The sequence below is a fragment of the Brevundimonas sp. genome, from assembly GCF_036963785.1.
In the GTDB taxonomy this organism is placed as follows: Bacteria; Pseudomonadota; Alphaproteobacteria; order Caulobacterales; family Caulobacteraceae; genus Brevundimonas.
In genome coordinates, this window is record NZ_JBALUS010000002.1 from 509,797 (window position 1) to 533,704 (window position 23,908).

At 66.1% G+C, this 23,908-nt stretch carries 31 protein-coding genes and 1 tRNA gene; 2 read left to right on the plus strand and 30 right to left on the minus strand.

Annotation, left to right across the window (positions count from 1 at the left end):
- Window positions 1-5: 5 nt before the first annotated feature.
- From nuoK to V7672_RS06195, 18 genes are all read right to left on the minus strand, one after another.
- Window positions 6-314 carry an NADH-quinone oxidoreductase subunit NuoK gene (gene nuoK / locus V7672_RS06110; RefSeq protein ID WP_123286749.1) on the minus strand — a complete coding sequence of 103 codons (309 nt, stop codon included), beginning with the start codon at window positions 312-314 and terminating at the stop codon, window positions 6-8.
- Entirely contained in the window at window positions 314-940 is a 627-nt protein-coding gene (locus V7672_RS06115; protein ID WP_335623703.1) for an NADH-quinone oxidoreductase subunit J, read from the minus strand. The genes nuoK and V7672_RS06115 overlap by 1 nt, the downstream gene beginning before the upstream one ends.
- A gap of 142 nt (window positions 941-1,082) precedes the next feature.
- Window positions 1,083-1,574 (minus strand): NADH-quinone oxidoreductase subunit NuoI, encoded by a 492-nt coding sequence (gene nuoI, locus V7672_RS06120; protein ID WP_226634294.1) that lies wholly within the window; start codon window positions 1,572-1,574, stop codon window positions 1,083-1,085.
- A 26-nt stretch (window positions 1,575-1,600) separates the two neighbouring features.
- A complete protein-coding gene (locus tag V7672_RS06125) occupies window positions 1,601-1,822 on the minus strand; it encodes a hypothetical protein (protein WP_335623704.1) in 222 nt (73 codons plus the stop codon).
- Complete coding sequence (gene nuoH / locus V7672_RS06130) at window positions 1,822-2,898, minus strand: NADH-quinone oxidoreductase subunit NuoH (RefSeq protein ID WP_335623705.1); 1,077 nt, start codon at window positions 2,896-2,898, stop codon at window positions 1,822-1,824. The genes V7672_RS06125 and nuoH overlap by 1 nt, the downstream gene beginning before the upstream one ends.
- A gap of 3 nt (window positions 2,899-2,901) precedes the next feature.
- Window positions 2,902-4,947 (minus strand): NADH-quinone oxidoreductase subunit NuoG, encoded by a 2,046-nt coding sequence (gene nuoG, locus V7672_RS06135; RefSeq protein WP_335623707.1) that lies wholly within the window; start codon window positions 4,945-4,947, stop codon window positions 2,902-2,904.
- Window positions 4,947-5,444, minus strand: coding sequence for a hypothetical protein (locus V7672_RS06140; protein WP_335623708.1), 498 nt, complete (start codon window positions 5,442-5,444; stop codon window positions 4,947-4,949). The genes nuoG and V7672_RS06140 overlap by 1 nt, the downstream gene beginning before the upstream one ends.
- A 3-nt stretch (window positions 5,445-5,447) precedes the next feature.
- The gene (nuoF, locus tag V7672_RS06145; protein WP_335623709.1) at window positions 5,448-6,761 is read right to left on the minus strand and encodes an NADH-quinone oxidoreductase subunit NuoF; all 1,314 of its coding nucleotides are present in this window, start codon (window positions 6,759-6,761) and stop codon (window positions 5,448-5,450) included.
- A gap of 2 nt (window positions 6,762-6,763) precedes the next feature.
- Window positions 6,764-6,997: a hypothetical protein gene (locus V7672_RS06150; protein WP_335623710.1), complete on the minus strand. Its 234-nt coding sequence runs from the start codon at window positions 6,995-6,997 to the stop codon at window positions 6,764-6,766.
- Window positions 6,997-7,269, minus strand: coding sequence for a hypothetical protein (locus V7672_RS06155; protein WP_335623711.1), 273 nt, complete (start codon window positions 7,267-7,269; stop codon window positions 6,997-6,999). Before V7672_RS06155 ends, V7672_RS06150 begins: the two co-directional genes overlap by 1 nt.
- Window positions 7,266-7,934: an NADH-quinone oxidoreductase subunit NuoE gene (gene nuoE / locus V7672_RS06160; protein WP_335623712.1), complete on the minus strand. Its 669-nt coding sequence runs from the start codon at window positions 7,932-7,934 to the stop codon at window positions 7,266-7,268. Before nuoE ends, V7672_RS06155 begins: the two co-directional genes overlap by 4 nt.
- On the minus strand, window positions 7,931-8,344 hold the full coding sequence (locus V7672_RS06165) for a hypothetical protein (protein ID WP_335623713.1): 414 nt from the start codon (window positions 8,342-8,344) through the stop codon (window positions 7,931-7,933). The genes nuoE and V7672_RS06165 overlap by 4 nt, the downstream gene beginning before the upstream one ends.
- Complete coding sequence (locus V7672_RS06170; protein WP_286691412.1) at window positions 8,344-8,532, minus strand: hypothetical protein; 189 nt, start codon at window positions 8,530-8,532, stop codon at window positions 8,344-8,346. The genes V7672_RS06165 and V7672_RS06170 overlap by 1 nt, the downstream gene beginning before the upstream one ends.
- Window positions 8,529-8,930 (minus strand): hypothetical protein, encoded by a 402-nt coding sequence (locus V7672_RS06175; protein ID WP_335623714.1) that lies wholly within the window; start codon window positions 8,928-8,930, stop codon window positions 8,529-8,531. The genes V7672_RS06170 and V7672_RS06175 overlap by 4 nt, the downstream gene beginning before the upstream one ends.
- Window positions 8,930-10,150: an NADH-quinone oxidoreductase subunit D gene (locus V7672_RS06180; RefSeq protein WP_335623823.1), complete on the minus strand. Its 1,221-nt coding sequence runs from the start codon at window positions 10,148-10,150 to the stop codon at window positions 8,930-8,932. Before V7672_RS06180 ends, V7672_RS06175 begins: the two co-directional genes overlap by 1 nt.
- Window positions 10,151-10,200: 50 nt before the next feature.
- On the minus strand, window positions 10,201-10,809 hold the full coding sequence (locus V7672_RS06185; protein ID WP_335623824.1) for an NADH-quinone oxidoreductase subunit C: 609 nt from the start codon (window positions 10,807-10,809) through the stop codon (window positions 10,201-10,203).
- A gap of 23 nt (window positions 10,810-10,832) precedes the next feature.
- Window positions 10,833-11,420 (minus strand): NuoB/complex I 20 kDa subunit family protein, encoded by a 588-nt coding sequence (locus V7672_RS06190; RefSeq protein ID WP_286691410.1) that lies wholly within the window; start codon window positions 11,418-11,420, stop codon window positions 10,833-10,835.
- Window positions 11,411-11,788: an NADH-quinone oxidoreductase subunit A gene (locus V7672_RS06195; RefSeq protein ID WP_123286763.1), complete on the minus strand. Its 378-nt coding sequence runs from the start codon at window positions 11,786-11,788 to the stop codon at window positions 11,411-11,413. The genes V7672_RS06190 and V7672_RS06195 overlap by 10 nt, the downstream gene beginning before the upstream one ends.
- A gap of 195 nt (window positions 11,789-11,983) precedes the next feature.
- On the opposite strand from V7672_RS06195, the gene V7672_RS06200 reads away from it, so the two are divergent.
- The gene (locus V7672_RS06200) at window positions 11,984-13,648 is read left to right on the plus strand and encodes an AbgT family transporter (protein ID WP_335623715.1); all 1,665 of its coding nucleotides are present in this window, start codon (window positions 11,984-11,986) and stop codon (window positions 13,646-13,648) included.
- 90 nt (window positions 13,649-13,738) lie between these two features.
- Window positions 13,739-13,815 (plus strand) — tRNA-Asp (locus V7672_RS06205).
- Between the two features lie 130 nt (window positions 13,816-13,945).
- On the opposite strand, the gene V7672_RS06210 is transcribed toward V7672_RS06205, so the two are convergent.
- From V7672_RS06210 to V7672_RS06265, 12 genes are all read right to left on the minus strand, one after another.
- Window positions 13,946-14,311, minus strand: a complete 366-nt coding sequence (locus V7672_RS06210) for an ogr/Delta-like zinc finger family protein (protein WP_335623716.1) — start codon at window positions 14,309-14,311, stop codon at window positions 13,946-13,948.
- A 59-nt stretch (window positions 14,312-14,370) separates the two neighbouring features.
- On the minus strand, window positions 14,371-15,411 hold the full coding sequence (locus tag V7672_RS06215; RefSeq protein ID WP_335623717.1) for a contractile injection system protein, VgrG/Pvc8 family: 1,041 nt from the start codon (window positions 15,409-15,411) through the stop codon (window positions 14,371-14,373).
- Window positions 15,408-15,836, minus strand: coding sequence for a phage tail protein (locus V7672_RS06220; protein ID WP_335623718.1), 429 nt, complete (start codon window positions 15,834-15,836; stop codon window positions 15,408-15,410). The genes V7672_RS06215 and V7672_RS06220 overlap by 4 nt, the downstream gene beginning before the upstream one ends.
- On the minus strand, window positions 15,836-18,988 hold the full coding sequence (locus V7672_RS06225) for a phage tail tape measure protein (protein WP_335623719.1): 3,153 nt from the start codon (window positions 18,986-18,988) through the stop codon (window positions 15,836-15,838). Before V7672_RS06225 ends, V7672_RS06220 begins: the two co-directional genes overlap by 1 nt.
- A 3-nt stretch (window positions 18,989-18,991) precedes the next feature.
- A complete protein-coding gene (locus V7672_RS06230; RefSeq protein WP_335623720.1) occupies window positions 18,992-19,114 on the minus strand; it encodes a hypothetical protein in 123 nt (40 codons plus the stop codon).
- Between the two features lie 20 nt (window positions 19,115-19,134).
- Entirely contained in the window at window positions 19,135-19,533 is a 399-nt protein-coding gene (locus V7672_RS06235) for a phage tail assembly protein (protein WP_335623721.1), read from the minus strand.
- Between the two features lie 144 nt (window positions 19,534-19,677).
- A complete protein-coding gene (locus V7672_RS06240) occupies window positions 19,678-20,184 on the minus strand; it encodes a phage major tail tube protein (protein ID WP_335623722.1) in 507 nt (168 codons plus the stop codon).
- A 64-nt stretch (window positions 20,185-20,248) separates the two neighbouring features.
- Window positions 20,249-21,406, minus strand: a complete 1,158-nt coding sequence (locus V7672_RS06245; RefSeq protein ID WP_335623723.1) for a phage tail sheath subtilisin-like domain-containing protein — start codon at window positions 21,404-21,406, stop codon at window positions 20,249-20,251.
- A gap of 27 nt (window positions 21,407-21,433) precedes the next feature.
- Complete coding sequence (locus V7672_RS06250; RefSeq protein WP_335623724.1) at window positions 21,434-21,790, minus strand: GPW/gp25 family protein; 357 nt, start codon at window positions 21,788-21,790, stop codon at window positions 21,434-21,436.
- A gap of 5 nt (window positions 21,791-21,795) precedes the next feature.
- On the minus strand, window positions 21,796-22,401 hold the full coding sequence (locus V7672_RS06255) for a phage baseplate assembly protein V (protein WP_335623725.1): 606 nt from the start codon (window positions 22,399-22,401) through the stop codon (window positions 21,796-21,798).
- Window positions 22,402-22,478: 77 nt separating this feature from the next.
- Complete coding sequence (locus V7672_RS06260; RefSeq protein ID WP_335623726.1) at window positions 22,479-23,162, minus strand: phage tail assembly chaperone; 684 nt, start codon at window positions 23,160-23,162, stop codon at window positions 22,479-22,481.
- 8 nt (window positions 23,163-23,170) lie between these two features.
- Window positions 23,171-23,908 (minus strand): phage tail protein (locus V7672_RS06265; protein ID WP_335623727.1); only part of this gene is annotated, 738 nt, incomplete at its 5' end.

Here is a 23,908-nt window from a genome sequence, read left to right on the forward strand (position 1 = left end):
GTCGATCAGCCCTTCATCACGGAAGCGTCGTCCACGGCGATGTCGCCGCGGTTACGGAAGAAGGTCACCAGAATGGCCAGTCCGACCGCCGCCTCAGCCGCCGCGACGGTCAGCACGAACATCGCCATGATCTGCCCGGCCACATCGTTCAGATGGGTCGAGAAGGCGACGAAATTGATATTCACGGCCAGCAGGATCAGCTCGATCGACATCAGGATGATGATGACGTTCTTGCGGTTCACGAAGATGCCGAACACCCCAATGGTGAACAGCATGGCCCCCACGGCCAGATAGTGGGACAGGGTGATGTCCATCAGGAAAGCTCCTCGGAGGAAACGCCCTGGCCGGTCGGGATCGACTTGACCTCCATGGCCTTGCCCGCTTCGCGACCGACCTGCTGGGCGACCTTCTGACGCTTGATGCCCGGCTTGTGGCGCAGCGTCAGGGTGATGGCGCCGATCATGGCCACCAGCAGCACAATCCCCGCCGCCTGGAAGAAGTAGACATAGTCGGTGTAGAGCACACGACCGATCGCCTCGATATTGGTCCGGTCGGCCGTAGCGACCGCCGGCACGGTGGCATCTGCGGCCACCCCGCCCTGCACGACCGCCAGGGTGATCATGATCATCTCGGCCAGCAGGACACCGGCGACGATGGCGGCGAGCGGCAGATAGCGCGCATAGCCCTCACGCAGACGCACGAAGTCGACGTCCAGCATCATGACCACGAACAGGAACAGCACGGCGACGGCGCCGACGTAGACCACGACCAGCAGCATGGCCAGAAACTCGGCGCCCATCAGCACGAACAGGCCGGCCGCCGAGAAAAAGGCCAGGATCAGCCACAGCACGGAGTGCACGGGGTTGCGGGCCGTGACGACCAGCAGGGCCGCGACGACGGTGGCGGTGGCCATCAGGTAGAAGGCGATCGATGCAATCACTCGACGGCTCCGGCTGAAACAAAAGCGGTGTGGGGGACCGAGTCGCCCCCTTCGGACGCGCGGCGCCCTTCTAGACCTGTGGGTCCGGAATTGCCAAGGCCGCAGGCCGGTCGGATCAGGCTATGACGGGACAGGGTGCTCATCACCGGTACGGCGCGTCCATTTCGAGGTTGCGCGCGATCTGGCGCTCCCAGCGGTCGCCGTTGTCCAGCAGGCGGGCCTTGTCGAAATACAGCTCCTCGCGGGTCTCGGTGGCGAATTCGCTGTTCGGACCCTCGACGATCGCGTCGACCGGGCAGGCTTCCTGGCACAGGCCGCAGTAGATGCACTTGACCATGTCGATGTCGTAGCGGGTCGTGCGGCGGCTGCCGTCGGCGCGGGGCTCGGATTCGATGGTGATGGCCTGGGCCGGACAGATGGCCTCGCACAGCTTGCAGGCGATGCAGCGCTCTTCGCCATTGGGATAGCGACGCAGGGCATGCTCGCCCCGGAAGCGCGGCGACTGCGGGTTCCGCTCGAACGGATAGTTCACCGTCATCTTGGGCTTCAGCAGATAGCCGAAGGTCAGGAAGAAGGCGCCCACGGCGTCAACCAGCAGGGCCCCCTTCACGGTCTGTTTGATACGGGAAATCATGTCAAAGCGATCTTTGGTTGCGGGGCTCAGCGGCGGTTCTTGCAGTCACGGTCCCAGCGCGGATCATCCCGATCCAGCGACTGACACCGCACGATACGGTCGGTCTCGGCGCGTTCCTGACGCTCGCGGCGCTCCAGCCGCTCGGCGGTCGAGCCGGGCGCCGGCACCTCGCCCAACGGTCGGGTGAAGTTGCAACCCGCGACGCCGGTCGCGAGTAGCATCACGGCGATCAGGGGGTTGGCGCGCATCACGAGCCCACCACGAAGACACGCCAGGCCGACACGGCCACAACCGCCACCAGCGAGGTCGGCAGGAAGATCTTCCAGCCCAGCCGCATCAGTTGGTCATAGCGATAGCGCGGCACGAACGCCTTCACCATGGCGAACATGAAGAACCAGAAGACGATCTTGCTGCACAGGACCAGCAGATAGAACAGGTTCGCCGCCCACTGCGGCCAGTCCGGCAGGCCGATCAGGGCCACGTCAAAGCCCGGGTTCCAGCCTCCGAAGAACAGGATGCTGATCATGGCGCACATGAAGACGATGTTGACGTACTCGCCCATCATGAACAGCAGATACGGCGTCGAGCTGTATTCCACCTGATAGCCGGCCACGAGCTCGGACTCGGCTTCGGGCAGGTCGAACGGCGGGCGGTTGGTCTCGGCCAGGGCCGAGATGAAGAAGATGATCGCCATCGGGAACATGATCAGCACGGTCGGCCAGGTGCCGGCCCCGCCGCCGAAGGCGAACCAGTTCCAGATCCAGCCGTCCTGCTGGGTCACGATCGACGTCAGGTTCATCGTCCCGGACAGCAGGATCACATTGATGATCACCAGACCGATGGAGACCTCATAGGACACCATCTGTGCCGCCGAGCGCAGCGCGCCTAGGAACGGGTATTTCGAGTTGGAGGCCCAGCCTCCCATGATGATGCCGTACACGCCCAGCGACGACACCGCGAAGATGTAGAGGATCCCGACGTTCAGGTCCGACATCACCCAGCCGGGCGCGAACGGAATGACGGCCCAGGCCATGAAGGCCAGGATCACGGTGATGATCGGCGCCAGCAGGAACACCGTCTTGTCGGCCCCGGCCGGTACAACGATTTCCTTCAGCACGAACTTCAGCATGTCGGCGAACGACTGCAGCAGGCCGAACGGACCCACGACGTTCGGGCCCTTGCGCATCTGCACGCCCGCCCAGATCTTGCGATCCGCCAGCAGCAGGAAGGCGACGGCCAGCAGCACGCCGACACTGATCAGCAGCGCCGCGCCGGTCGAGGCCAGCGTCCATCCGAGCGGGGAATTCCAGAAACCGTTGTCCATGGCTTACTCCGCCGCCATCGCGACCGGGGCGATCCGCTGGGCGGACAGCTCGGCCATGGTCGCGCTGGCCCGCGCGATCGGGTTGGAAAGATAGGGGTCGCGGATCGGGCTGGCGAAGGCGACATCGCCCAGATCGCCCTTGATGCCCAGCGTCGACGGATCGAAGGCCGCCGCCGGCGCCAGATAGTCGATCCGCCCGAACGTCGGATGATCGGCCATCAATTTGGCGCGCAGCTGGTCCAGGGTGTCGTACGGCAGGGTGTGGCCGACCCGCTCCGACAGGGCGCGCAGGATGGCCCAGTCTTCCTTGGCCTGCCCCTTGGGGAAGACAACCCGTTCGGCCATCTGCACCCGTCCCTCGGTGTTCACATACAGGCCGGACTTCTCCGTATAGGCCGCACCCGGCAGGATGACGTCGGCGCCATGCGCGCCGCGGTCGCCGTGGCTGCCCAGATAGACGGTGAAGGCGCCCGAGGCCGAGGCGTCGATCTCGTCGGCGCCCAGCAGGAACAGCACGTCCAGCTGGCCCTTCTTGACCATGTCCGTGGCCGACAGGCCGCCCTCGCCCGGGACGAATCCCATGTCGAGACCGCCGACGCGGCTGGCCGCCGTGTGCAGCACATTGAAGCCGTTCCAGCCGTCGGCGATCACGCCGTGCTTCTTCGCCAGGGCCCCCAACGCGTTCAGTACCGCCGGCCCGGTCTCGCCCGCCAGCGCGCCTGCGCCGACGATGATGGCCGGACGTTCGGCCTTGGACAGCATGTCGGTCGCGGCCTTGGGCAGCTTCGACAGCGTCTTCGATCCCGCGCCCAACCAGTTGTAATCATAGCTCAGATCGACCTGCTCGCCGATCAGGGCGACCTCGGCCTTGCCCGCCAGCCAGATCTTGCGCAGGCGGGTGTTCAGCAGCGGCGCCTCGACGCGCGGATCGGCGCCGACGATCAGCACGGCGTCCGCCGCCTCAATCCCGACCAGGCCCGAGTTGAACAGCCAGCCTTCACGGGCGTCACCGCCCAGCGGCGATCCGTCCTGACGGCAGTCGGTGTGAGGCGAACCCAGCCCGCGGAACAGGTCCAGCGCAGCCTTCATCGACTCGGCGTCCTGCAGGTCGCCCGCGACCACGCCGATCCGGTCAGCCGCAGCCGCCTTCAGCTTGTCGGCGACAGCGCCCAGCGCCTCGTCCCAGGTTGCCGCGCGCAGCTTGCCGTTCTCGCGCACGAACGGGCGGTCCAGCCGCCGCGTCGTCAGGCCGTCGACGACATAGCGGCTCTTGTCCGACAGCCATTCCTCATTGATGCCCTCATGCACGCGCGGCAGCACCCGCATGACCTCGGACCCGCGCGCGTCGGCACGGATGTTCGAGCCCAGGGCGTCCATGACGTCGATGGTCTCGGTCTTCTTGAGTTCCCAAGGCCGATAGTGGAAGGCCCACGGGCGGTGTGTCAGTGCGCCGACCGGGCACAGGTCGTTGACGTTGCCCGACAGTTCCGAGTTCACCGAGCTTTCCAGATAGGTGGTGATCTCGGCGCTTTCGCCGCGCGAGATCATGCCGATGTCCGGAACGCCCGCCACCTCGGTGATGAAGCGCACACAGCGCGTGCACTGGATGCAGCGCGTCATATAGGTCTTGATGGTCGGACCCATGTGCTTTTCTTCGACCGCGCGCTTGTTCTCGGCATAGCGAGAGCCGTCGCGGCCATAGCCCATGGCCTGGTCCTGAAGGTCGCATTCGCCGCCCTGATCACAGATCGGGCAGTCCAGCGGGTGGTTGATGAGCAGGAACTCCATCACCCCTTCGCGGGCCTTCTTGACCATCGGCGTATCGGTGAAGATTTCCTGGCCATCGGCGGCCGGCAGAGCGCACGACGCCTGCGGCTTGGGCGGTCCGGGCTTCACCTCGACCAGGCACATGCGACAGTTGCCGGCGATCGACAGCCGCTCGTGATAGCAGAAGCGCGGGATCTCCTCCCCGGCGCGCTCCGCCACCTGCAGCACGGTCATGCCGGGCTCGAATTCGACGTCTACGCCGTTGACCTTGGCGACGGGCATCAGCGGGCCTCTTCTTCAGTCGTGACGGCCTCAGCGGTCGTCGTCGTCGTTCCATCAGGCAGGCTCTGGCTGACCGTCAGGGTCGAGCCGTCCAGCGAATAGGTGACCACCGGATCGCCCGGCTGGTCCATCCAGCGGTTTTCACCGGCGACAGGGCGATCCAGCGGCCGCCACAGCACCCGGTTGCCGTCAATCCGGCATTCGGCGGTCAGTTGTCCGCCATCGACCGGCGCGCGCCAGCCGACAGTGACCACGCCGCCGGCGCGATTCAGAACCACCACATCGGCACCCGGCTGACCATAGACGGCGCCGACACCCGACCGGCACACGGTCGCCATCAGGCCCTCGCTCAGCGTCACCGGCGTGGCAGAGGGGCCCGACGCGGTCGACACGGAAGCCGGCGCGACAACGGCCGGTGCATCCGCGGGCTCACTCGCCGGCTCACCGCAGGCGGCGAGCGCGAAAGCTCCGGTCAGGGCGAGGGCGACAGATCGCATCCCCTACTCCGCCGCAATCGCGTGGCCGGCGAAGTTCGCACGGCGGCTGCGGTACTGCGAGATGCGGTCCTCGATCTCGTGACGGAAATGGCGGATCAGGCCCTGCACCGGCCAGGCGGCGGCATCGCCGAGGGCGCAGATGGTGTGGCCCTCGACCTGTTTGCTGACATCCAGCAGCAGGTCGATTTCGGTCGGATCGGCCTCGCCGGCGGCCATCCGCTCCAGCACGCGCCACATCCAGCCGGTGCCCTCACGGCACGGGGTGCACTGGCCGCAGCTCTCGTGTTTGTAGAAATAGGCGATGCGGGCAATCGCCTTCACCAGATCAGTCGATTGATCCATGACGATCACGGCTGCGGTGCCGAGGCCCGACTGCATCTCGCGCAGGCTGTCGAAATCCATCAGCGCGGACTCGCTCATCTCACGCGTGATCATCGGCACCGACGAACCGCCGGGGATGATGGCTTTCAGATTGTCCCAGCCGCCGCGCACGCCGCCGCAATGGTCTTCCAGCAGCTGGCGCAGCGGGATCGACATCGCCTCTTCGACATTGCACGGGCGGTTCACATGGCCCGAGATCGACATGATCTTGGTGCCGGTGTTATTCGGCCGACCAAAGCCCGCAAACCACTCGGCCCCGCGGCGCAGGATGGTCCCCACCACCGCGATCGACTCGACATTGTTCACCGTGGTCGGGCAGCCATACAGGCCCGCGCCCGCCGGGAACGGCGGCTTCAGCCGCGGCTGGCCCTTCTTGCCCTCCAGGCTTTCCAGCAGGGCCGTTTCCTCGCCGCAGATATAGGCGCCGGCGCCGTGGTGGATGTAGACGTCGAAGTCCCAGCCGTGGACGTTGTTCTTGCCGATCAGCTTGGCCTCATAGGCCTGCTTGACGGCGGCCTCCATGCGCTCGCGTTCCAGCACATATTCGCCGCGCAGATAGATGTAACAGGCGTGCGCCTGCATCGCGAAGCTGGCGATCAGGCAACCCTCGATCAGCAGGTGCGGATCATGGCGCATGATCTCGCGGTCCTTGCAGGTCCCGGGCTCCGACTCGTCGGCGTTGACCACCAGATAGTGCGGCCGGTCCTTCACCTCCTTGGGCATGAAGGACCACTTCAGACCGGTCGGGAAGCCGGCGCCGCCCCGGCCGCGAAGGCCCGAGTTCTTGACGTTGGTGATGACCCAGTCGCGGCCGAGGTCCAGCATATCCTTGGTGGCATTCCAGCAGCCACGGCTCTTCGCCCCGTCCAGCGTCCAGTCGTGGAGGCCGTACAGGTTGGTAAAGATGCGGTCTTTGTCTTGAAGAATACCAACCATGGTCAGCTCAGATCTCCGTGGCGGTTATCCGCCTGACTCAACTTGTACCCGCCGTAGGCAAGCATACCCACGCCGGTGAGGGCGACCGCCCCGCCGCCGACTGTCGGCAGCATTGTGTCCGGGCCGAACATTCCGTTCAGCCCTGCCGCCACGAAGCCCAGTCCGATCACCAGATCCATCGCACCGATCATCAGGCAGAGCTTGCCAGTGCTGAGCGGCTTGGGTTGTTCGGCCATCACCCCTTCTCCTGCATACGGAGCCGGTGGTGCCGGGTGCGCATGAAGACGGCGGTGATCACAAGCGCCCAGCCGAACGCCAGCATGCCATAGCCGACGACGATGGCGTCCTCGGTCAGGCCGAACATCTCGCGCGAGGCCACGACCACGAACACAGCGGCCAGCAGGATCAGCGCCAGACCTGCGGTGCGTACCGGCATGGCGACGGCCCGCAATTCCTTGCGATAGGCGGCGCGCCCGGCTTCTGTTTCGAGATCAGGCCGCTCGGTCATGCGGGCGCCTTCTCGGGCTCGGAGTTCGGCAGTTTCTTGATCGGCTTGGCGGCCGAGCCGTCATACAGCTTGGGATCGGTCAGGGTCAGCGCCCCGCCCTCGGGCTCGGAACTGGCGCGACCCACGCGGCTGCCCGGCTTCGGCGTCTTTCCGGCGGCAAAGTCATCGATGATCTGCGTCATCGTCTCGGCCGTCAGATCTTCGAAATAATAGTCGTTGATCTGGGCCATCGGCGCATTGGCGCACGCGCCCAGGCACTCGACCTCCTGCCAGGTAAAGCGACCGTCGGCGGACAGCTTGTCCTTGGGCCCGATCTTGCTCTTGCAGACGGCCATCAGATCACCCGCGCCGCGCAGCATGCAGGGCGTGGTGCCGCACACCTGGATCAAGGCGCTGGTACCAACCGGTTCCAGCATGAACATGGTGTAGAAGGTCGCGACCTCCAGCACCCGAATGGTCGGCATCTCGAGCAGTTCGGCGATGGCGCGGATGGCGGGCTCGGACACCCAGCCCTCCTGCTTCTGGACCAGCCACAGGATCGGGATGACCGCCGACTGTTTCCGGTCGACCGGATATTTGGCGATCCACCAGTCGCACTTGGCCTTGGTCGCCTTCGAAAAGGCGAACGAGGCCGGCTGTTCCTTGGCGAGACGACGAACGCTCACTTTTTCTGCCTCTCGGATCGCGCCCGGGCCGAACCCTGTCCGGTGAGCTTGCTAAAAAGGGATGTATCCATCTCGGGGTATTCGCTGGCCATCGCGGCGCGGTTTCTTCCAACCGCCGGGACTTGCCCCATCAACCAATAAATCGCCAGCACGACAACGATAAGGCCGACGCTCCAAACGAGCAGCACCAAGCCGGTCGGGACTGCAAAACCGGCGCTAGCCGATAGGCCGATCAAACCTCCAAAAAAGACGAAGATCGGGGCCAACTCCAGGACCGCTATGCGAGCAACCCGTCGAGGTAAACGAGCAAACATCATGGGGGCCAAGAGCGTGTAGCCGAGCGTAAACGCGAGGCCCGCAAAGGCCCCGATACCCACCGATATCCATGCTCCCAGAAATGAAGCACTCATCAGACTTCCATTTCCGTGGCGACGACACCGTCACCCAGCATTTTCTTTCGCACCGTCAGGACCTTGTGCTGGCTGTTTCGGGTCAGCAGGAAGTTGTGGTGCCAGGTTTCACCGCTCGAGTCGGTGACGGAATAGCTGACCACCTGCCAGCCCTGTCGAACCAGATCACTCAGCGGGGTATGGCTCATCGGGCGCGCCCCATCCAGCGACCGACCCGAGCTTTCCAAACATCCCGACCGGCATCGCGCAGCGCCCGCGTAAGCAGCGAGAATGGCGGAATAAACCGCACCACCAGCTGACCCAGCATGATGGCGCCGCTCATCCAGACCACCGAGCGCAGATTGGCCTCCAGAAACCCCCTGCCCTCTTCGAGATAGCCCAGACGATAGGCTCCGCGCACCAGGGTGATGCCGGCCACCGCTGGCATCGCCACCAGGGCCGAGGCCGCCGCGAAGGAGACACCGCCCATGATCGCCCGACGGCGCGGCGAAAAGGCCAGCTGCACCGCGACGCCCAGCGTCAGCAGCGCCGCGAACCAGATCGCCTGCGTGGTCGTGAAAACCGGCTGGACGGCAAAGCCCTGCATCAGCGATCCACCTCGCCGAACACGATGTCGAGCGAGCCGAGGATGGCCGAAACGTCCGCCAGCATGTGGCCGCGGTTCATCCAGTCCATCGCCTGCAGGTGCCGGAAGCCCGGCGCGGAGATCTTGACGCGGTACGGCTTGTTGGTGCCGTCTGACACCAGATAGATGCCGAACTCGCCCTTGGGCGCCTCGACGGCGGCATACACCTCACCCTCGGGGGTGTGGAAGCCCTCGGTGTAGAGTTTGAAGTGGTGGATCAGCGCTTCCATCGACCGCTTCATCTCGGCGCGGCGCGGCGGGACAATCTTGTTGTCCTCGACCATGACCGGATCGCCGGGACAGTTGCGCAGGCGGTGGATGCACTGCTCCATGATACGGACCGACTGACGCATCTCTTCCATGCGGCACAGGTAGCGATCCCAGCAGTCGCCGTTCTTGCCGACCGGCACGTCGAACTCCAGCTCGGCATAGCATTCATAGGGCTGCGACTTGCGCAGGTCCCAGGCGATGTCAGAGCCGCGGATCATCACCCCCGTGAAGCCCCAGGCCAGCGCCTGTTCCTTCGACACCACGCCGATATCGACGTTGCGCTGCTTGAAGATGCGGTTCTCGGTGACGAGCGAGTCGATGTCCTTGAGCGCCTTGGGGAACTCCTTGCACCAGCGATCGATGTCGTCGATCAGCTGGGGCGTGATGTCCTGGTGGACGCCGCCCGGCCGGAAATAGTTGGCGTGCATGCGCGCGCCGCAGGCCCGCTCATAGAACACCATCAGCTTCTCGCGCTCCTCGAAGCCCCACAGCGGCGGGGTCAGGGCGCCGACGTCCATGGCCTGGGTCGTCACGTTCAGCAGGTGCGAGAGAATCCGGCCGATTTCCGAGAACAGCACGCGGATCAGCTGGGCGCGGTACGGCACGTCCAGCATCAGCAGCTTTTCGATGGCCAGGCAGAAGGCGTGCTCCTGGTTCATCGGCGCGACGTAGTCCAACCGGTCCAGATAGGGCACGTTCTGGAGGTAGGTGCGCGCTTCCATCAGCTTTTCGGTGCCGCGGTGCAGCAGGCCGATGTGCGGATCGACGCGCGTCACCAGTTCGCCGTCGAGTTCCAGCACCAGACGCAGCACCCCGTGCGCGGCGGGGTGCTGGGGTCCGAAATTGATGGTGAATTTGCGCTCGTCCATCTCGCGCGCGTGCGCGGTCCGGCCGTCATGCTCCAGCGGCATGTCGTCGAAGACGGTCGTTCCGACCGTGGCGGTAGCAGGCGTCAGGTTGGTCATGCCTTGTCCCCGGCCGCAGCCTTCTCGTCGCCCGGCAGGACCGGCGCCGGATAGTCGGCCCCTTCCCACGGGGACAGGAAGTCGAAATTGCGGAACTCCTGGTTCAGCTTGACCGGCTCATAGACAACCCGCTTCTCGGCCTCGTCGTAGCGAACCTCGACATAGCCGGTCATCGGGAAGTCCTTGCGCAGCGGATGCCCCTGGAAGCCATAGTCGGTCAGGATGCGGCGCAAGTCCGGGTGGTCCGAGAACAGGATGCCGTACATGTCGAACGCCTCGCGCTCGAACCAGTCGGCGCAGGGGAAGACCGACGTCACGCTGGGCACAGGTGTGGTCTCGTCCGTCGCCACCTTGACCCGGATACGCACGTTCCGGGTCATCGACAGCAGGTGATAGACGACCTCGAACCGCGCCTCGCGGTCCGGATAGTCGACGCCGCACAGATCGATCAGCTGCTGGAACCCGAAGCGGTCGCGCAGCACGCTCAGCGTCTCGACGATACCCTCCCGGTCCGCGACCAGATTCAGTTCGCCGTGCGCGACATAGGCCTGGACGCCAAGCTCGGCGACCATTTCGGTGCCCAGCGGAGTCAGCGCCGTCTCCAGGGTGGTCAGGGCTTCCAGAGCGCTCATCGGTCGATGGTCCCCGTGCGGCGGATCTTCTTCTGCAGCTGCAGCAGGCCGTACAGCAGGGCCTCCGCCGTCGGCGGGCACCCGGGTACGTACACGTCCACCGGTACGATCCGGTCACAACCGCGTACAACGCTGTAACTGTAGTGATAATACCCGCCACCGTTGGCGCAGCTGCCCATCGACAGGACATAGCGCGGGTCGGGCATCTGGTCGTAGACCTTGCGCAACGCCGGGGCCATCTTGTTGGTCAGGGTGCCGGCCACGATCATCAGGTCGGACTGGCGCGGGCTGGCGCGCGGGGCCATGCCGAAGCGCTCCATGTCGAAGCGCGGCATCGACGCCTGCATCATCTCGACGGCGCAGCAGGCCAGGCCGAACGTCATCCACATCAGCGAGCCGGTGCGCGCCCAGGTGATGACGTCGTCCAGCGAGGCGGTCATGAACCCTTCCTTGCCGACCTCTGTGTTCACGGCCTCAAAGAACTTGTCGTGAATCTTGGGGTCATAGCCCTGAACCGTGGACCGGGCGCCCTGGCCAAACGCTGTGCTGGCGGGACGGCCGTCCGGGGTGACGATCACTCCCATTCCAGGGCTCCTCGTTTCCACTCGTAGATAAAGCCGACGGTCAGCACGCCGAGGAACACCATCATCGACCAGAAGGCGAAGACCATCCCGCCCGTCGACAGGTCGAACATCGAGACCGCCCACGGGAACAGGAAGGCGACCTCAAGATCGAAAATGATGAACAGGATCGACACCAGATAGAAGCGGACATCGAACTTCATGCGCGCGTCGTCAAAGGCGTTGAACCCGCACTCATAGGCCGACAGCTTCTCCGAGTCGGGATTCGACGGGGCCAGCGCCCACGCTCCGACCATGAACAGGATGCCGATCACCGCTCCGATCGCGAGGAAAATCACGACCGGCAGATATTCGAGCAGAAATGCATTCATCAGATGAGCCCTCGCGCACCGGGGAGACGGCGGATTCGGCGCTTTCTAGACCCAAGCTGTCCCGGGTTCAAACCCATGCGGCAAAAGGTTTTTCTTGCGACCTGTTCGCAAAACGCCGGACGGGAATCGACAGGCTGACAGGCCTTTGCCAAGGTCAGCACCAGAGGATGGGGTCAGGTTGAGGGATTATCGCGCATGGGTATCAGTAACTGGTTGCTCAACGGGGTGGAAAAGGCGGGCAATCGCCTGCCCGACCCCGTTTTCATTTTCGTCTGGCTTATTCTGGGGCTGATGGGCTTCAGCGTCTTCGCATCGGCCCAGGGCTGGCAAGCCCTCAATCCGATCACGGGCGATGTCATCGCGGCACAGAGTCTGTTCTCCGGAGAGAATCTGCGTCGGCTGTTCGAAGATATGCCGAAGACCCTGACCGGCTTTGCCCCGCTGGGATATGTCCTTGTCGTGATGCTGGGCGCGGGCGTGGCGGAACGGACCGGACTGTTCTCCTCGGCCATGAAGGCCGGTGTGTCCAAGGCCCCCCGGGCCCTGCTGACCCCGATCGTGATCCTCGTTGCCATCGTCGCCAACCATGCGGCTGACGCGGCCTATGTCGTCCTGATCCCGCTGGCAGCGGCCATCTATGCCGCAGCCGGGCGCAACCCGATCGCCGGGATCGCGGCCGGCTTCGCGGGCGTGTCCGGGGGCTTCTCGGCCAATATCTTCCCCGGTCAGCTGGATGCGCTTCTGCTGGGCCTGACCGAACCTGCGGCCCAGCTGGTCGATCCGTCCTTCTCGATCAACATCGCCGGCAACTGGTGGTTCATCGCCGGCATGACCCTGCTGTTCGTGCCGGTCGGCTGGTGGGTGACCGACAAGATCGTCGAGCCGCGCCTCGGCCCCTGGACCCCGATTGCCGGCGCCCCCATCGAGGACGCTGAGAAGCCGCTGGAGAGCCGGGAGCGTGCCGGCCTCGTCTGGGCGGGCCTCGCGGCCCTGCTGGTCATCGGCCTGTTCGCCTGGCTGGTCCTGTCGCCCTCGGCGCCGCTGATCGATCCGGAAGGCGAGACCCAGGCCGCGCGCCTGCAGCCCTTCTACCATTCGCTGGTCGCCGCCTTCTTCCTGATGTTCCTGCTGACCGGCGTGGCCTATGGCGTTGTCGCCCGCACCATCAAGAGCCACCGCGACATCGTCCGCATGACCTCCCAGGCCATGGCAGACATGGGGCCCTACATTGTCCTGGCCTTCGTGGCGGCCCACTTCGTCGCCCTTTTCAACTGGTCAGGGCTCGGCCCCATCATGGCCGTGGCGGGCGCGGAGCAGATTCGCCTGCTGTCGGGCATTGAACCCGGTTCGACCGAGCCGATCGGCGCGATGCAGCTGTTCATCCTGCTGGTCTCGATCGTGGTGGTGGCTGCCCTGGTCAACATCTTCGTCGGCTCGGCCTCGGCCAAATGGGCCTTCCTCGCGCCCATCCTGGTGCCGATGCTGATGCTGGTCGGTGTCAGCCCCTATATGACCACCGCCGCCTACCGGATGGGCGATTCGACCACCAACATCATCACGCCCCTGATGGTCTACTTCCCGTTGATCCTGACCTTTGCCCAGCGATGGGTGAAGGACTTCGGCCTCGGCAGTCTGATGGCGGTGATGTTGCCCTATTCGATCGCCTTCTCGGTCACCGGGGCGATCCTGACGGGACTGTGGGCGGCCTTCCAGATCCCCCTCGGACCGGGCGAAAGTGTCCGGTACCAGCCGCCGCCGCCGATCGAGGCGGCGCAGCCCGAGGCCCTGACCGGCCCCACCGCTCCGGCGGAGGCGGCAGCGACCTCCGGGCCGCCGGTCCAGACCGTCCCGGCGGGTTGACGAAAAAATGGGGCCTCGACCCGCTTGACGTCGGTCGAGGCCCCGCCTAAACGACGCCCTCCTTCGGGCGGCAACGCCTGAACGGGAAACGCGGGTGTAGCTCAGTTGGTTAGAGTGCCGGCCTGTCACGCCGGAGGTCGCGGGTTCGAGCCCCGTCACTCGCGCCACTTTTTCCTTAGCAAAATCAGGATTAAGTGGCGCGCCCGCCTTTTTGGGCGAGTGGCCATTCCAACTCGCTCCTGATCCCCATTCCAACTTTTGTCGCCTGGATGTTCCGGATTCGGCGGCTCTGCTGCGTCAGAGGTCGTTCGCCGGCGTCGTCGGCCGGGGGTTTCCGACCGGAAGACGGATCGTTGGATTGGGCCGCGCCGAGGCCACGATCGTGCGGTCGATCGTCAGGCTGGCGACGAAGGTGTGGCCGCATTCCATGTCCGAGCACTGGAATCGCAGCTCCTTGTAGAGCGGCGTGATGACCTTGCTGCTGCGCACCTTGGCCTGGGACCGGCAGTGAGGGCATTGGGTGCGGATATGACCGCCGAAGCGACGGCCCGGTTCCTTGAAGGCGTCCGGCTGATGGGAAGAAGTGAACCGGCCAGAGTTTGAGGCAGCCGTAGTAGCCGTGTCTTGCATGGATGACCCCGACTTTGCCCCTGTGGATGTCATAGCAGAAATCTTCCCAAACGTCAGAATAAAAGAACCGTGAGTTATGCCGGCGGGGCTGTTCAGCCCGAGGACGAGGGCGAGCCGCCGAGCTCGAGCTGCAGCGACGTGGTCAGGCCACCGTTGCCGGACAGGGTGTGGCGCGCTTCGACGATCAGCCAGTCGGCCGCATCGATCTGGGGCTTCCAGCCCGACAGGCTCAGTTTCTGCTCGGGGTAGAGATCGGGCCGGCCGCGGGCGAGCGACAGGTTGAAGGTGGCACCCTTGCGGCCCTGTCGCTTGAAATTGGTCTCCGCCGCACGCCTGGCCGACGCCTGTGATCCGTAGACGCGGCCGAGCCGTTTGGGGTTGCTTGCCGAGCCGACCAGGACTTCACGCCGGGTCGCCGCCGCGCGGTCCTGCCAGACTGCGATGACGCCCGAATAGTTCTCCCGCTCGGGCGCTTCCCAATCGTGACGGTCGCCGTCGCGGCGGGTCAGAGTGGCGGGGGGAATGGGCGTGCCGCCGGCGGTCTCTCCGGAGCCGACGGCCGCGAACAGCAGGTGGCCGGCCTTGACGGTGGCCACGGCGTCGTGGAGGCGCCCCAGGCGCGCGAGGAAGGCACTGTCGCTCTCGCGGTCCTGATCGAGGTGAGAGATGGCCAGCGCGGCCTTGTCGGCCGCCACGCGCGATTGCAGGCCATTTCTGCCGGCAACGTCGGCCAGCACCTGGCCGAGGGTGGCATCGGTCCAGGTCTGGGTGCGGCGCGTTCGAAAGGCCCGGGTAAGGTCGGCCGACCGGGCCTTGATGATCAGGCGGTCAGGCGTTCCGGTATGGCGCCGGCCATCCACCTTGAAGGTGCCCTTGTCGATCAGGCTGGTGGTGCCGCCATCCGCCAGGTCGCGCCAGCCGAGTTTGAGCGAGATCTCCGCGCCGGGCGACGGGATGGCCACCCGCCCGTCAGAATCGTCCAGGACCAGCTCGAGCTCGTCCGCATCCGTGCCCCTTCTCTCTGAAAGGGCCAGGGTGATCAGGCGAGGATAGACGTCGCCGCTGATGCTGTTGCCGTCGACGGCCAGGTCGTAGGACGCCTGGCGGTGGATATACCCGGGCGCCTGGGTCACGAGGTGGCCTCGGCCGGGGCGTCCTCGCCTTCGGTGTCATCCATGCGGCGCAGCTGCAGGCTGAAGTCCGTCTGCAGGGCGATGCCTCCCGCCATGAAGTTGCGCTTGCCCTCATCGAGCCCCTCGATGACGAAGGCGCCATAGACGAAGCCCTCCCCGTCCACGAGGGTCCAGGCCTGCCCCGTGTCGGCCATGGCCGCCAGCTCCTCGAGCGCATCCTTCTTGCCGATCTGGCCCGGGGCGAGGATCCCCGAAAGCTCGATCATGTCGTCACCCGGGCCCGCGAACTGGCCGGCCGGGCGAGCATTGACCCGCTCATTCGTCGGGTGCCGCCAGGATCTGCGCCGGCGCATCTGGTCGAACAGGGCGCTGTCGATCGAGAATCCGAACATCCCCAGCGACATCAGCATGGCCGTGTCAGACATCAGGCCTCTCCATAGCTGTCGGAATCATCCGAGAGGCTGGACAGGTCGGGCTTGCGGAGCAGCTCGGCCACGCGGCGCGCCAGCGCCTCGGCGTCCTCGCCGGGCTTCTGGACGATGGTGATGCTAAGCGTGCCGATCGTCGGCCCTGCGACGCCAGCTCGAGACGCAGCCAGTGTGGCGCCAGCTCGCGCTTCCAGCCGAGGGCCGGTGTCGAACACCGGGCGCGCCAGCCCCGATCCGTCCGCCGCAGCCCAGGGGGAGGATGCCGCCGCGCCGTCCCGCTCGGACCCGTCGATGACCCCCGGCCGGACGCCCGGCATGGTCACGGATCCCGCCGCGATCAGCGCGGCTGCGGCACCTGCCATGACCGAGGCCGGGCCGCGCCCGTTCTGGCCGAGGCCGAGGGTGAAGCCGGACATGACGTCCCGGCCGACGTTCATCATGACGCGCGACGGCGAGCGGGTCTGGGTCACGCGCCGGGTGGTGGCCTCGGGCACGCGCGCCACCTCGGCCGTCGCGGCCTGCACCTCTCCCCGCCTGCCCCGGATGCCCTGTGCAAAGCCGTTCATCGCGTCGGCCCCGGCCTTGAGCAGCTTGCCGGGCAAGTCGGACAGCCATGTCCACAGATCCGCGAAGGCCGACTTGAATGCGTCGAGCGGGTTGAAGGCGCGGATCACGGTCTTGATCGAGTCGATGCCGGTCGATACGGCGCCTTTCACCTTGTCCCACAGATCGACGACGAAGCCTGAGATCGGACCCCAGTTGTTCACGATGAAGGCGACCGGAGCGAAGCGCATCAAGAGCCCGCCAATGGCATCGAGGCCCGTCTGGACGGCGCCGCGATAGGTGTCCCAGGCCGCACTCAGGAAACGCGAGATCGGCTCCCAGTTCCGGATGATCATGCCGAGGGGCGTGAACCGCATGAGGCCGTCGCCGACGAGCGACAACCCTTTTCCGACAACCTTCTTGGCGCCCTCCCAGACCCCGCCGAGGAAGCCGGTGACGCCCGACCAGGCCTTGCGGACGTAGCCCATGGGAGAGAAGCGGGCGAGCAGGTATCTGGCATAGTCGAGCCCGAGGCCGACGACTTCGCCTGCCAGATTCCACAGGGCCGACAGGAAGCCGACGATCGGCTGCCAGTTCCTGATGATGAATCCCATCGGGGTGAAATTCAGGAAGAGGGACTTGATCACACCAAAGGCGTCGCCGACCGCCTTTGTGATCCCATTCCACAGGCTCTTGAGCCAAGGGCCGATGCGTCCCCAATTCCGGTAGATCACATAGGCGACAGCCGCGACGGCGGCGATGATCAGGGTTGCGATCAGGACCATGGGATTGGCCAGCAGGGCTGCCGTGAACCGCCAGACCGACAGGGTCATAAGCTTCAGCCCGGTGAGGACGGGGCCGAAAAGCACAGCGGTCTGCGTCATGGTCAGCTGGAGCAGAGCGAAGGGGCCGAGGACGGCCGCGACCCCCAACGCAAGGCCACCGAAGATGATCAGGCCGGCAGCCAGAACGCCGACCAGGGTGCCGACAACCTTGATCAGGCCCGGGTGCTCCCCCGCGAAGGCGCGAAAGCGGTTGGTGGTGTCTCGCACCCATGTGGCCGCAGATTTGATCTGGGGCAGGAAGGCAGAACCGATCTCGACACCGATGGCCTTGATGGCATTCTGGCCCAGCTGAACGGCGTTCGAGGCCGCTGCAGCGCGCGACTCAAACTCCTTCTGCATCGACCCAGCGTACAGGCTGCTGTCGGCGACCTTGCCCAGGTTCTCCTCGAGCAGATCGAGATTGGTCAGCATGGGCGCGATCGCGCCGACTGATTCCGAGCCGAAGAGCTGGGTCAGGATGGCGCTCTGGCGATCAGGGGCTAGTTTCGAGATCCGGCCCAGCACGTCCAGAATGGTGCCGCCAGCGTCCTGCTGCATCTGCTTGGCCACGGTGACGGCATCGAGGCCGAGTGCCTGCCAGGCCTGGCGCTGCATGCGAGTGGCGGCCTCACCCTTGGTCAGGGCCAGCACAGTATTCTTGATGCCCGTCGCGGCGATCTCGTCGCTGAGGCCCATGCCGGCCATGGTCGAGCCGAGGGCTGCGATCTCTCCCGCCGCCATGCCGGCGACCTCCCCCAGCGGCCCGATGCGGGTGACGATGTTCGAGATCTGCATGGCGTTGGCCGGGCCGGTGTTGCCCAGATAGTTGATCTGATCGGCCAGCCCCCTCACCTCAGGCTGGGTCATGCGAAAGGCGGTGCGCCAGGTGGCCATCATCGACCCGGCCTGATCTGCCGAGGTGTCAAAGGCGATGCCCATCTTGCCGGCATCCTCGGCAAACCCCAGCAGCTCGGCTCGCGGGATGCTGGCCTGTCCAGCCGCCGCGACAATGGCGGTCAAGCCCTCAGTCGCAATGGGAATACGCGTCGAGAGATCGCGGATATCATTCGACATTTGCCGGAACTGAAGTGGCGTCTCGAAGTCCACCACCTTGGCCACATCGAGCATGCCGTCCTCAAACGACATGGCCTCTCGACCCGACATCACCAGCGGCGCAGCCACAGCACCACCCGCCGCGATCGAGGACATGCCGGCGCCGGACATGGTGCCGGCCAGCTGCTGGGTGTTGTCGTAGCGGGTGCGGGCGTCCGACAGGCGCTTCTGTCGGGCAGCGACAACCTCGAGCTGGCGGGCCTGTTCGCGCAGCTCCCCATTGGCCTCGCGCAGTTCGCGGGCGAGCCGCATCTCGTGGCCGCTGAGGTTCTTGGTCGAGATCCCCGCCTCGGCCAGCGAGCCCCTGAGATCCTGCAGGCCGCGCCGTCGGCGCTGCTCCTGCTCCTGCAGATCCCGGACCTTGCCCCGCGCGATCTCCATGGCGCGGGTCAGCTGGCGGGTCGGCTTGTCAGCTGCAGCGTGCGCCTGGCCCAGCCGCTGGGCTTCCTTCTGTGCCTCGGCCAGGCGAGACCGCGTCTGGCCCAGCTCGCCCTGCAGCCGCTTGTATGCCGCGATATTGCGAACGCTCTTCTGCAGATCCGTCACGCGCTCACGGGCTGCTCCCAGAGCCTTGGACGTGCGGTCGCTCTCGCCCTTCACGCCGCTCAGGAAATTCTTCGCGTTTCCTGCGGCTTTGAAGATCAGGTTAAGGCGAAGGTTCTTGTCCACCGATCAGGCATCCTTGGGGCCGTTGACCCGATTCCACAGGGCGATCGCGCGGTCGCGTTCCTCGGCCAGTTCGGCCAGGTCCAGGGCCATCAGGTCCGCCCGGGTCCAGCCATGGGTCACGAACATGATGTCCGCGAAGGCGTCCTCTACTCGGCCAGGGAGGCTTCCCGACGCTGCGACTTCGTCAGCAAAAAATTGATCACCTCACCCGCCAGCTGGGCGATGTCCTCTCCGTCCATGTCCATGAATTCCTGGCGGTGGATCATCGGCTCGGTGATGCGCGGCAGGACGATCGACATGGCGACCACGTCGGCCGAATAGAGGTCCGTCAGCTTGGCGCCGCGAAGATCGCCTCCCTTCGGCTTGCGCACCGTGACGTCGACGATCTTGTCGCCGCCGCGCTCGAGGGGATTGTCGAGGGTCACCAGGGCCCAGGGGCGGCCAGTCTTATCAACACCCGAGCGGGGCTTCTCAGCCGACGAAGTCGACGGCACGGCTTCGTTCGGGGTGTCAGTAGCAGGCGCTTGGTCAGAGGCTTTGGTCATTGGAAGGGTCCCGGCGAGTTCGCCGCGTCAGCGCGGCCTGGAAGCGGTCGAAGTGACGATCGGCGGCCTGACGACGGGCAAGGTCATCCTGGCGCTGGCGCTGGAGCGCGGCCGCGATCGGGGGAAGGGAGCGCCCGGCCGTCATCAGTTGACGATGCGGCGCAACTCGGCCCGGCGGTCGACGCCGTCGACGAGGAAGGTGCCGGCGATCATGTCGATCTCGAACTCGACGCGGCCGTTGCGGGTCTGTTTGTAATAGGTGCAGGCGGTCTTGTACTTGGTGCCCGACTTGGCGCCGACCTCATCGGTGCCGGCATCGATCTCGATGTGCCGGCCACGCACCACGATCTGGACGTCGTCATAGCGGCCCGTGGAGTCGTTTTGATAGGCGCCCGCGAAACGCAGCTGGCTGCCATCGATGTCGGTCGTCCCGAACTCACGGTTCAGCTCGGGCATGTCGCCGCCGTACTCGTGCTCGACCTCGATCGCCTCGAGGCCCATGTCCAGCTTGACGGTGCCCAGCATGCCGGCGCCGCGATAGTCCTCGGTCTTGATGACCAGCTTGGGCCGGGTGAACTTCATCGCCTGACCGGCAAAGGAGTTCGCGGCGTTGAAGACGTTCATATCCTTGAGCTGACGGGGCAGTTGCATGGCGGGTGTTCCTGGATGAAGGGGCGCGCGGAGCGCTTAAGGGGGGCTCAGGGTTTCGAGGGGATCAGGCGGCGCCGGCCAGCTCGGCGAAGTCGGCGTAGAACTCGTCCGTGATCTCCGGCCCGATTCCGAGCTCCTCGAGCGGGGCGCAGGGCGTGAAGCGGTAGCCGATCTTCAGCTTGCCGGCGGCCAGCATCTCGGGCGTGTTGCCCTCGGCGAGGAAGGCTTCGAACCCGATCAGGCGACCGGCCAGGACCTCGCGACGGCCCAGCGCATTCAGGCTCTCGATGATGTCGATCGCCAGGGATTGGCGGATCGGCTGGTCGATGTAGGGGAAGACGCCCTCGGCGATGGTGTCGCGCAGCACCTGGTCAGTCCGGACCGCGCTCTCGAAGGCGTAGCGCGGATCATCCGAACAGGTGCGGTTGCCCCAAAAGCGGAAGCCATTGCGGCGGATCAGGCCGGTGACGTCGGCCCCGTTGATCAGGCCGATCTCGGTGTCGGCCGACTGCAGATCCCAGGTGCGGGGATTGGTCAGGCCGAGTACGCCCGGCACGGCCACATTGGAGATCGTCTTGTGATAGCCGACCTCGCGGTCCAGCCAGGCGCGCGCGCCGACTGCGCGGGCGGTGGCGAAGCTGACCACCTCGGCCTCGGCCAGGGCGTCGAAGGCGTCGAAGTCGCCGTCGATCAGCATCAGTTCGCGGGTCGAATAGGTCTGGCGATAGGTGTGAATCTCGGCCGGGGTGGCACCCTCGGCACGGGCATAGGCCATGGCCCTCAGCTGGGTGGCAACGACGCCCATGGCGGCGGTGACTGCGGCGTCGTCCAGACCCGGCGCAGCCAGGATGCGCGGGCGGACCGCCACGGTCTGCTCGGCCAGGAGCAGGGCCTGAAGGCCGCCGATGACGTTCGCGGCCTGATCGGCGGCGATGTCCTCAGGATCGACGCCTTCCCCTTCCTCGACCAGGATCAGGACGCCGGTCGAGCGGCCAAAGTCGGCGATGGCACGAAGCGCGCGTGAAGCAGTGCCCGCCGCGCCGGCCGCGGCAATCGTCGCCTCCAGGTCCTGGACGAGGATGGGCGTGTTGAGGTCAAGGCCGACCGCATCAGGCGCCGTGGCAACGATGCCCCAGACGGACAGGGGATTGACGATCAGGGCGACCGCGCCGAGGGCAGCGGCGGTGAGGGTAACACCGTGGGGGCGAGGGGTCAGGGCCATGGGGTTTCCTTGCTGAGAAGCGGGCGATCAGACGGCGGATCGGGAGGGGGAGAGCGGATAGGCGAAGTCGAAGCCCTGGGGCCGGGGCAGATCCACGCGCTTGCCGAGGATCCGGAGGTAAAGGGCGCCGGGCCGTGGGCGCTCGAGTGTCACGCGGGTCAGGCGCACGCGCGGCTCCCAGCGCAACAGGGCCATGGCCGTCGCGGCATAGATGGCCAGGCGCGTGCGGGGGTTGTCGGGCTGGTCGACCAGATCGGGGAGCCGCGAACCATAGGGCCGCAACATGACGCGGCTCCGCTCGGGCGTCGTCAGGATGTCGCCGATCGACTGCTCGAGATGTTCGGCGCTGCGGCTGTCGATGGCCCGGCCTGTGAAACGGGACATGCCGGTCATACGGGCGCTCCCGTCTTGCCGGAGATCGTGCCGCCGGTGTGGACGTGCGCCTTGAGGCTCTTGGGTGCGCCGGGAATGGCGACCACGACGTCTTCGGTGGCGGTCACCTTCTTATCGACCACGGTGTTGCCGGTGATCGCCGTGTCGCCGTCGATCGAGACATTGCCGGTGATGGTGGTATCGCCGACGATGGTGACGCCGCCCGGCGCGGTGATGCTCACGCTGCCCGGAGTGTTGACCTCGAGGCGCTCGGCCTCCGGGTCATAGGAGACCTGGGCTCCATCCTTGAACCGGATGGTATTGACCAGCCCGAGGAACAGCGGCGCGAAGGCCGAAGACGGCAGGCCGTTCAGCACCATGGCCTGCTCGATGTCGCCTTCGGGCGCGAGGACCAGGACCTGCTGACCCACGGTCGGCGGGATCCAGAGCGTGGTGTCGCCGACCGGCATCAGCCAGTCGATCGGCGGGGTGGTTTGGTCGCCCATGGCGACGATGACCTTGCCGGCCTCGAGGTCGACGGACTGGACCGTGCCGACACGCAGAAGCGCGCCGATCGTGCGATCGGGATCGGAGTCCTGACGGGTGCTGGCGGGCCGGGTCATAGGCTGCGGACGATGGCGCAGGCCGCGACGGTTCGCAGGGCCGTGGTGTTGTCAGCACCGCACGGCACAAAAGGCGGTCAGCCTATGGCGGTCAGGCTTTCATCCAGCTGGGGCCAGCTGATCGTGTGCGGAAAGCCACCTTGCTCCGGCACGTCGCGCAGGTCCTGGATGTAGCGCAGCACGGTCTGATAGTCCTCGGCCGTCAGTGTGGTCGTGATGCCTAGCGCCACCTCGTCCCGGTGCCGGTCGATGAGCCAGCGGACCCGGGTGATGCGGCGGGCCCTGTCGGACCTGACCGCCTGCGCCAGCACGACCTCGTCGGGCTCGAGGTCGGGATCATCATCGCCGGCAGCGGCCGGGCGGACATTCCAGACGCCCTCCTCGAAGACGACCTCCTCATCGAAGCTGAAGGCAGGCGGTGCTACCGTGGTGGCGTTGGCCGGGATCAGCCAGTGCTCGGGTCTCACCCGGGCGGCGGCGGCCGCGGCGTCGGCCAGGGCGGCGTCACGGATCTGCATGGCCAGCCCGATCGCGGCGTCCAGATCCTGCTCGGCCTGGGCCAGCTGGTCGAGGGTTGCCCGCGGGGCGGTCGCAAAGTCTGCCATGGCCTCGTGGTATGCGGCCGAGTAGGCCTCATGCGCCGCAGCGGCCAGCGGATCATAGGCAGCTTGCCGCGCCAGCTCGAGCTCCATGGGGTCGGCTTCGGCCATCCCTGCCCCTCGGTAGAGGCCCGTCGCGGGGTCATAGTGATAGATCAGCATGGCGCGCCTCAGTAGGAGATACAGGCCAGAAGGGCCTCGTTGATCGGGCGGGCCTCGCTGCCGCCCTCATATGCCGTGAAAACAGTCCGCACGAGGCCGCCGGAGTCGGTGTCCTCGACATAGCCCTCATCCGTGCCGTTGGAGCTGCGGGTGGGCACCGAGTGGCGGTGCTGCAGGTTCTGGCTGGCCTGATAGGTGCCGGTGCTAAGCCCGCGACCGGGATCAAGGCCGCGACCATTGTCGAGACCGCGGAAGAAGACGCCGCGCCAGTCGGGGATCTGGAAGGTGGTCGCGCCGTCGCCGGCGCCATAGCGGGTGCCGATGGCGGCGAAGAGCCGGGCATAGGTGGTGCGGGACACGACCGCGCCGTTGGCGACGAGGCAGCGGTTGCCCGCCGGGACCGCCGCCATATCGAACAGGTGCAGCTTTCCAGCCGGCCACACCAGATCGAGCAGGTCCGTGATCTTGGACGTGGTCAGATTGGGAATGCGGGCCGGGTCGAAGGCGCCGGAGGTGACCTTCGAAGCATCGAGAGAGGGTATCCGCGCCGGATCGAAGGCGCCCGTGCTGACCTTGCTCGCGTCGAGGGCCGGAATTCTGGCAGCGTCGAAGGTGCCGCTGTTGGTTTGGGTGGCCGGAAGGTTGGGGAGCCGCGCCAGCGGCACCGTGCCCGAGGTGATGTCCGCGCCCGAGTGGACGTGACCGGTGTTAGACTTCCCCGCCAGCGCATCGACCAGGCCGGTGAT

Coding starts and splice junctions, on each gene's coding strand:
- nuoK (WP_123286749.1), bottom strand. CDS start 314: ATGGACATCACCCTGTCCCACTATCTGGCCGTGGGGGCCATGCTGTTC.
- nuoI (WP_226634294.1), bottom strand. CDS start 1,574: ATGATTTCCCGTATCAAACAGACCGTGAAGGGGGCCCTGCTGGTTGAC.
- V7672_RS06125 (WP_335623704.1), bottom strand. CDS start 1,822: ATGCGCGCCAACCCCCTGATCGCCGTGATGCTACTCGCGACCGGCGTC.
- nuoH (WP_335623705.1), bottom strand. CDS start 2,898: ATGGACAACGGTTTCTGGAATTCCCCGCTCGGATGGACGCTGGCCTCG.
- nuoG (WP_335623707.1), bottom strand. CDS start 4,947: ATGCCCGTCGCCAAGGTCAACGGCGTAGACGTCGAATTCGAGCCCGGC.
- V7672_RS06140 (WP_335623708.1), bottom strand. CDS start 5,444: ATGCGATCTGTCGCCCTCGCCCTGACCGGAGCTTTCGCGCTCGCCGCC.
- nuoF (WP_335623709.1), bottom strand. CDS start 6,761: ATGGTTGGTATTCTTCAAGACAAAGACCGCATCTTTACCAACCTGTAC.
- V7672_RS06150 (WP_335623710.1), bottom strand. CDS start 6,997: ATGGCCGAACAACCCAAGCCGCTCAGCACTGGCAAGCTCTGCCTGATG.
- V7672_RS06155 (WP_335623711.1), bottom strand. CDS start 7,269: ATGACCGAGCGGCCTGATCTCGAAACAGAAGCCGGGCGCGCCGCCTAT.
- V7672_RS06165 (WP_335623713.1), bottom strand. CDS start 8,344: ATGAGTGCTTCATTTCTGGGAGCATGGATATCGGTGGGTATCGGGGCC.
- V7672_RS06170 (WP_286691412.1), bottom strand. CDS start 8,532: ATGAGCCATACCCCGCTGAGTGATCTGGTTCGACAGGGCTGGCAGGTG.
- V7672_RS06175 (WP_335623714.1), bottom strand. CDS start 8,930: ATGCAGGGCTTTGCCGTCCAGCCGGTTTTCACGACCACGCAGGCGATC.
- V7672_RS06180 (WP_335623823.1), bottom strand. CDS start 10,150: ATGCCGCTGGAGCATGACGGCCGGACCGCGCACGCGCGCGAGATGGAC.
- V7672_RS06190 (WP_286691410.1), bottom strand. CDS start 11,420: ATGGGAGTGATCGTCACCCCGGACGGCCGTCCCGCCAGCACAGCGTTT.
- V7672_RS06195 (WP_123286763.1), bottom strand. CDS start 11,788: ATGAATGCATTTCTGCTCGAATATCTGCCGGTCGTGATTTTCCTCGCG.
- V7672_RS06200 (WP_335623715.1), top strand. CDS start 11,984: ATGGGTATCAGTAACTGGTTGCTCAACGGGGTGGAAAAGGCGGGCAAT.
- V7672_RS06210 (WP_335623716.1), bottom strand. CDS start 14,311: ATGACATCCACAGGGGCAAAGTCGGGGTCATCCATGCAAGACACGGCT.
- V7672_RS06220 (WP_335623718.1), bottom strand. CDS start 15,836: ATGTCTGACACGGCCATGCTGATGTCGCTGGGGATGTTCGGATTCTCG.
- V7672_RS06230 (WP_335623720.1), bottom strand. CDS start 19,114: ATGTTCGTGACCCATGGCTGGACCCGGGCGGACCTGATGGCCCTGGAC.
- V7672_RS06235 (WP_335623721.1), bottom strand. CDS start 19,533: ATGACCAAAGCCTCTGACCAAGCGCCTGCTACTGACACCCCGAACGAA.
- V7672_RS06240 (WP_335623722.1), bottom strand. CDS start 20,184: ATGCAACTGCCCCGTCAGCTCAAGGATATGAACGTCTTCAACGCCGCG.
- V7672_RS06245 (WP_335623723.1), bottom strand. CDS start 21,406: ATGGCCCTGACCCCTCGCCCCCACGGTGTTACCCTCACCGCCGCTGCC.
- V7672_RS06250 (WP_335623724.1), bottom strand. CDS start 21,790: ATGTCCCGTTTCACAGGCCGGGCCATCGACAGCCGCAGCGCCGAACAT.
- V7672_RS06255 (WP_335623725.1), bottom strand. CDS start 22,401: ATGACCCGGCCCGCCAGCACCCGTCAGGACTCCGATCCCGATCGCACG.
- V7672_RS06260 (WP_335623726.1), bottom strand. CDS start 23,162: ATGCTGATCTATCACTATGACCCCGCGACGGGCCTCTACCGAGGGGCA.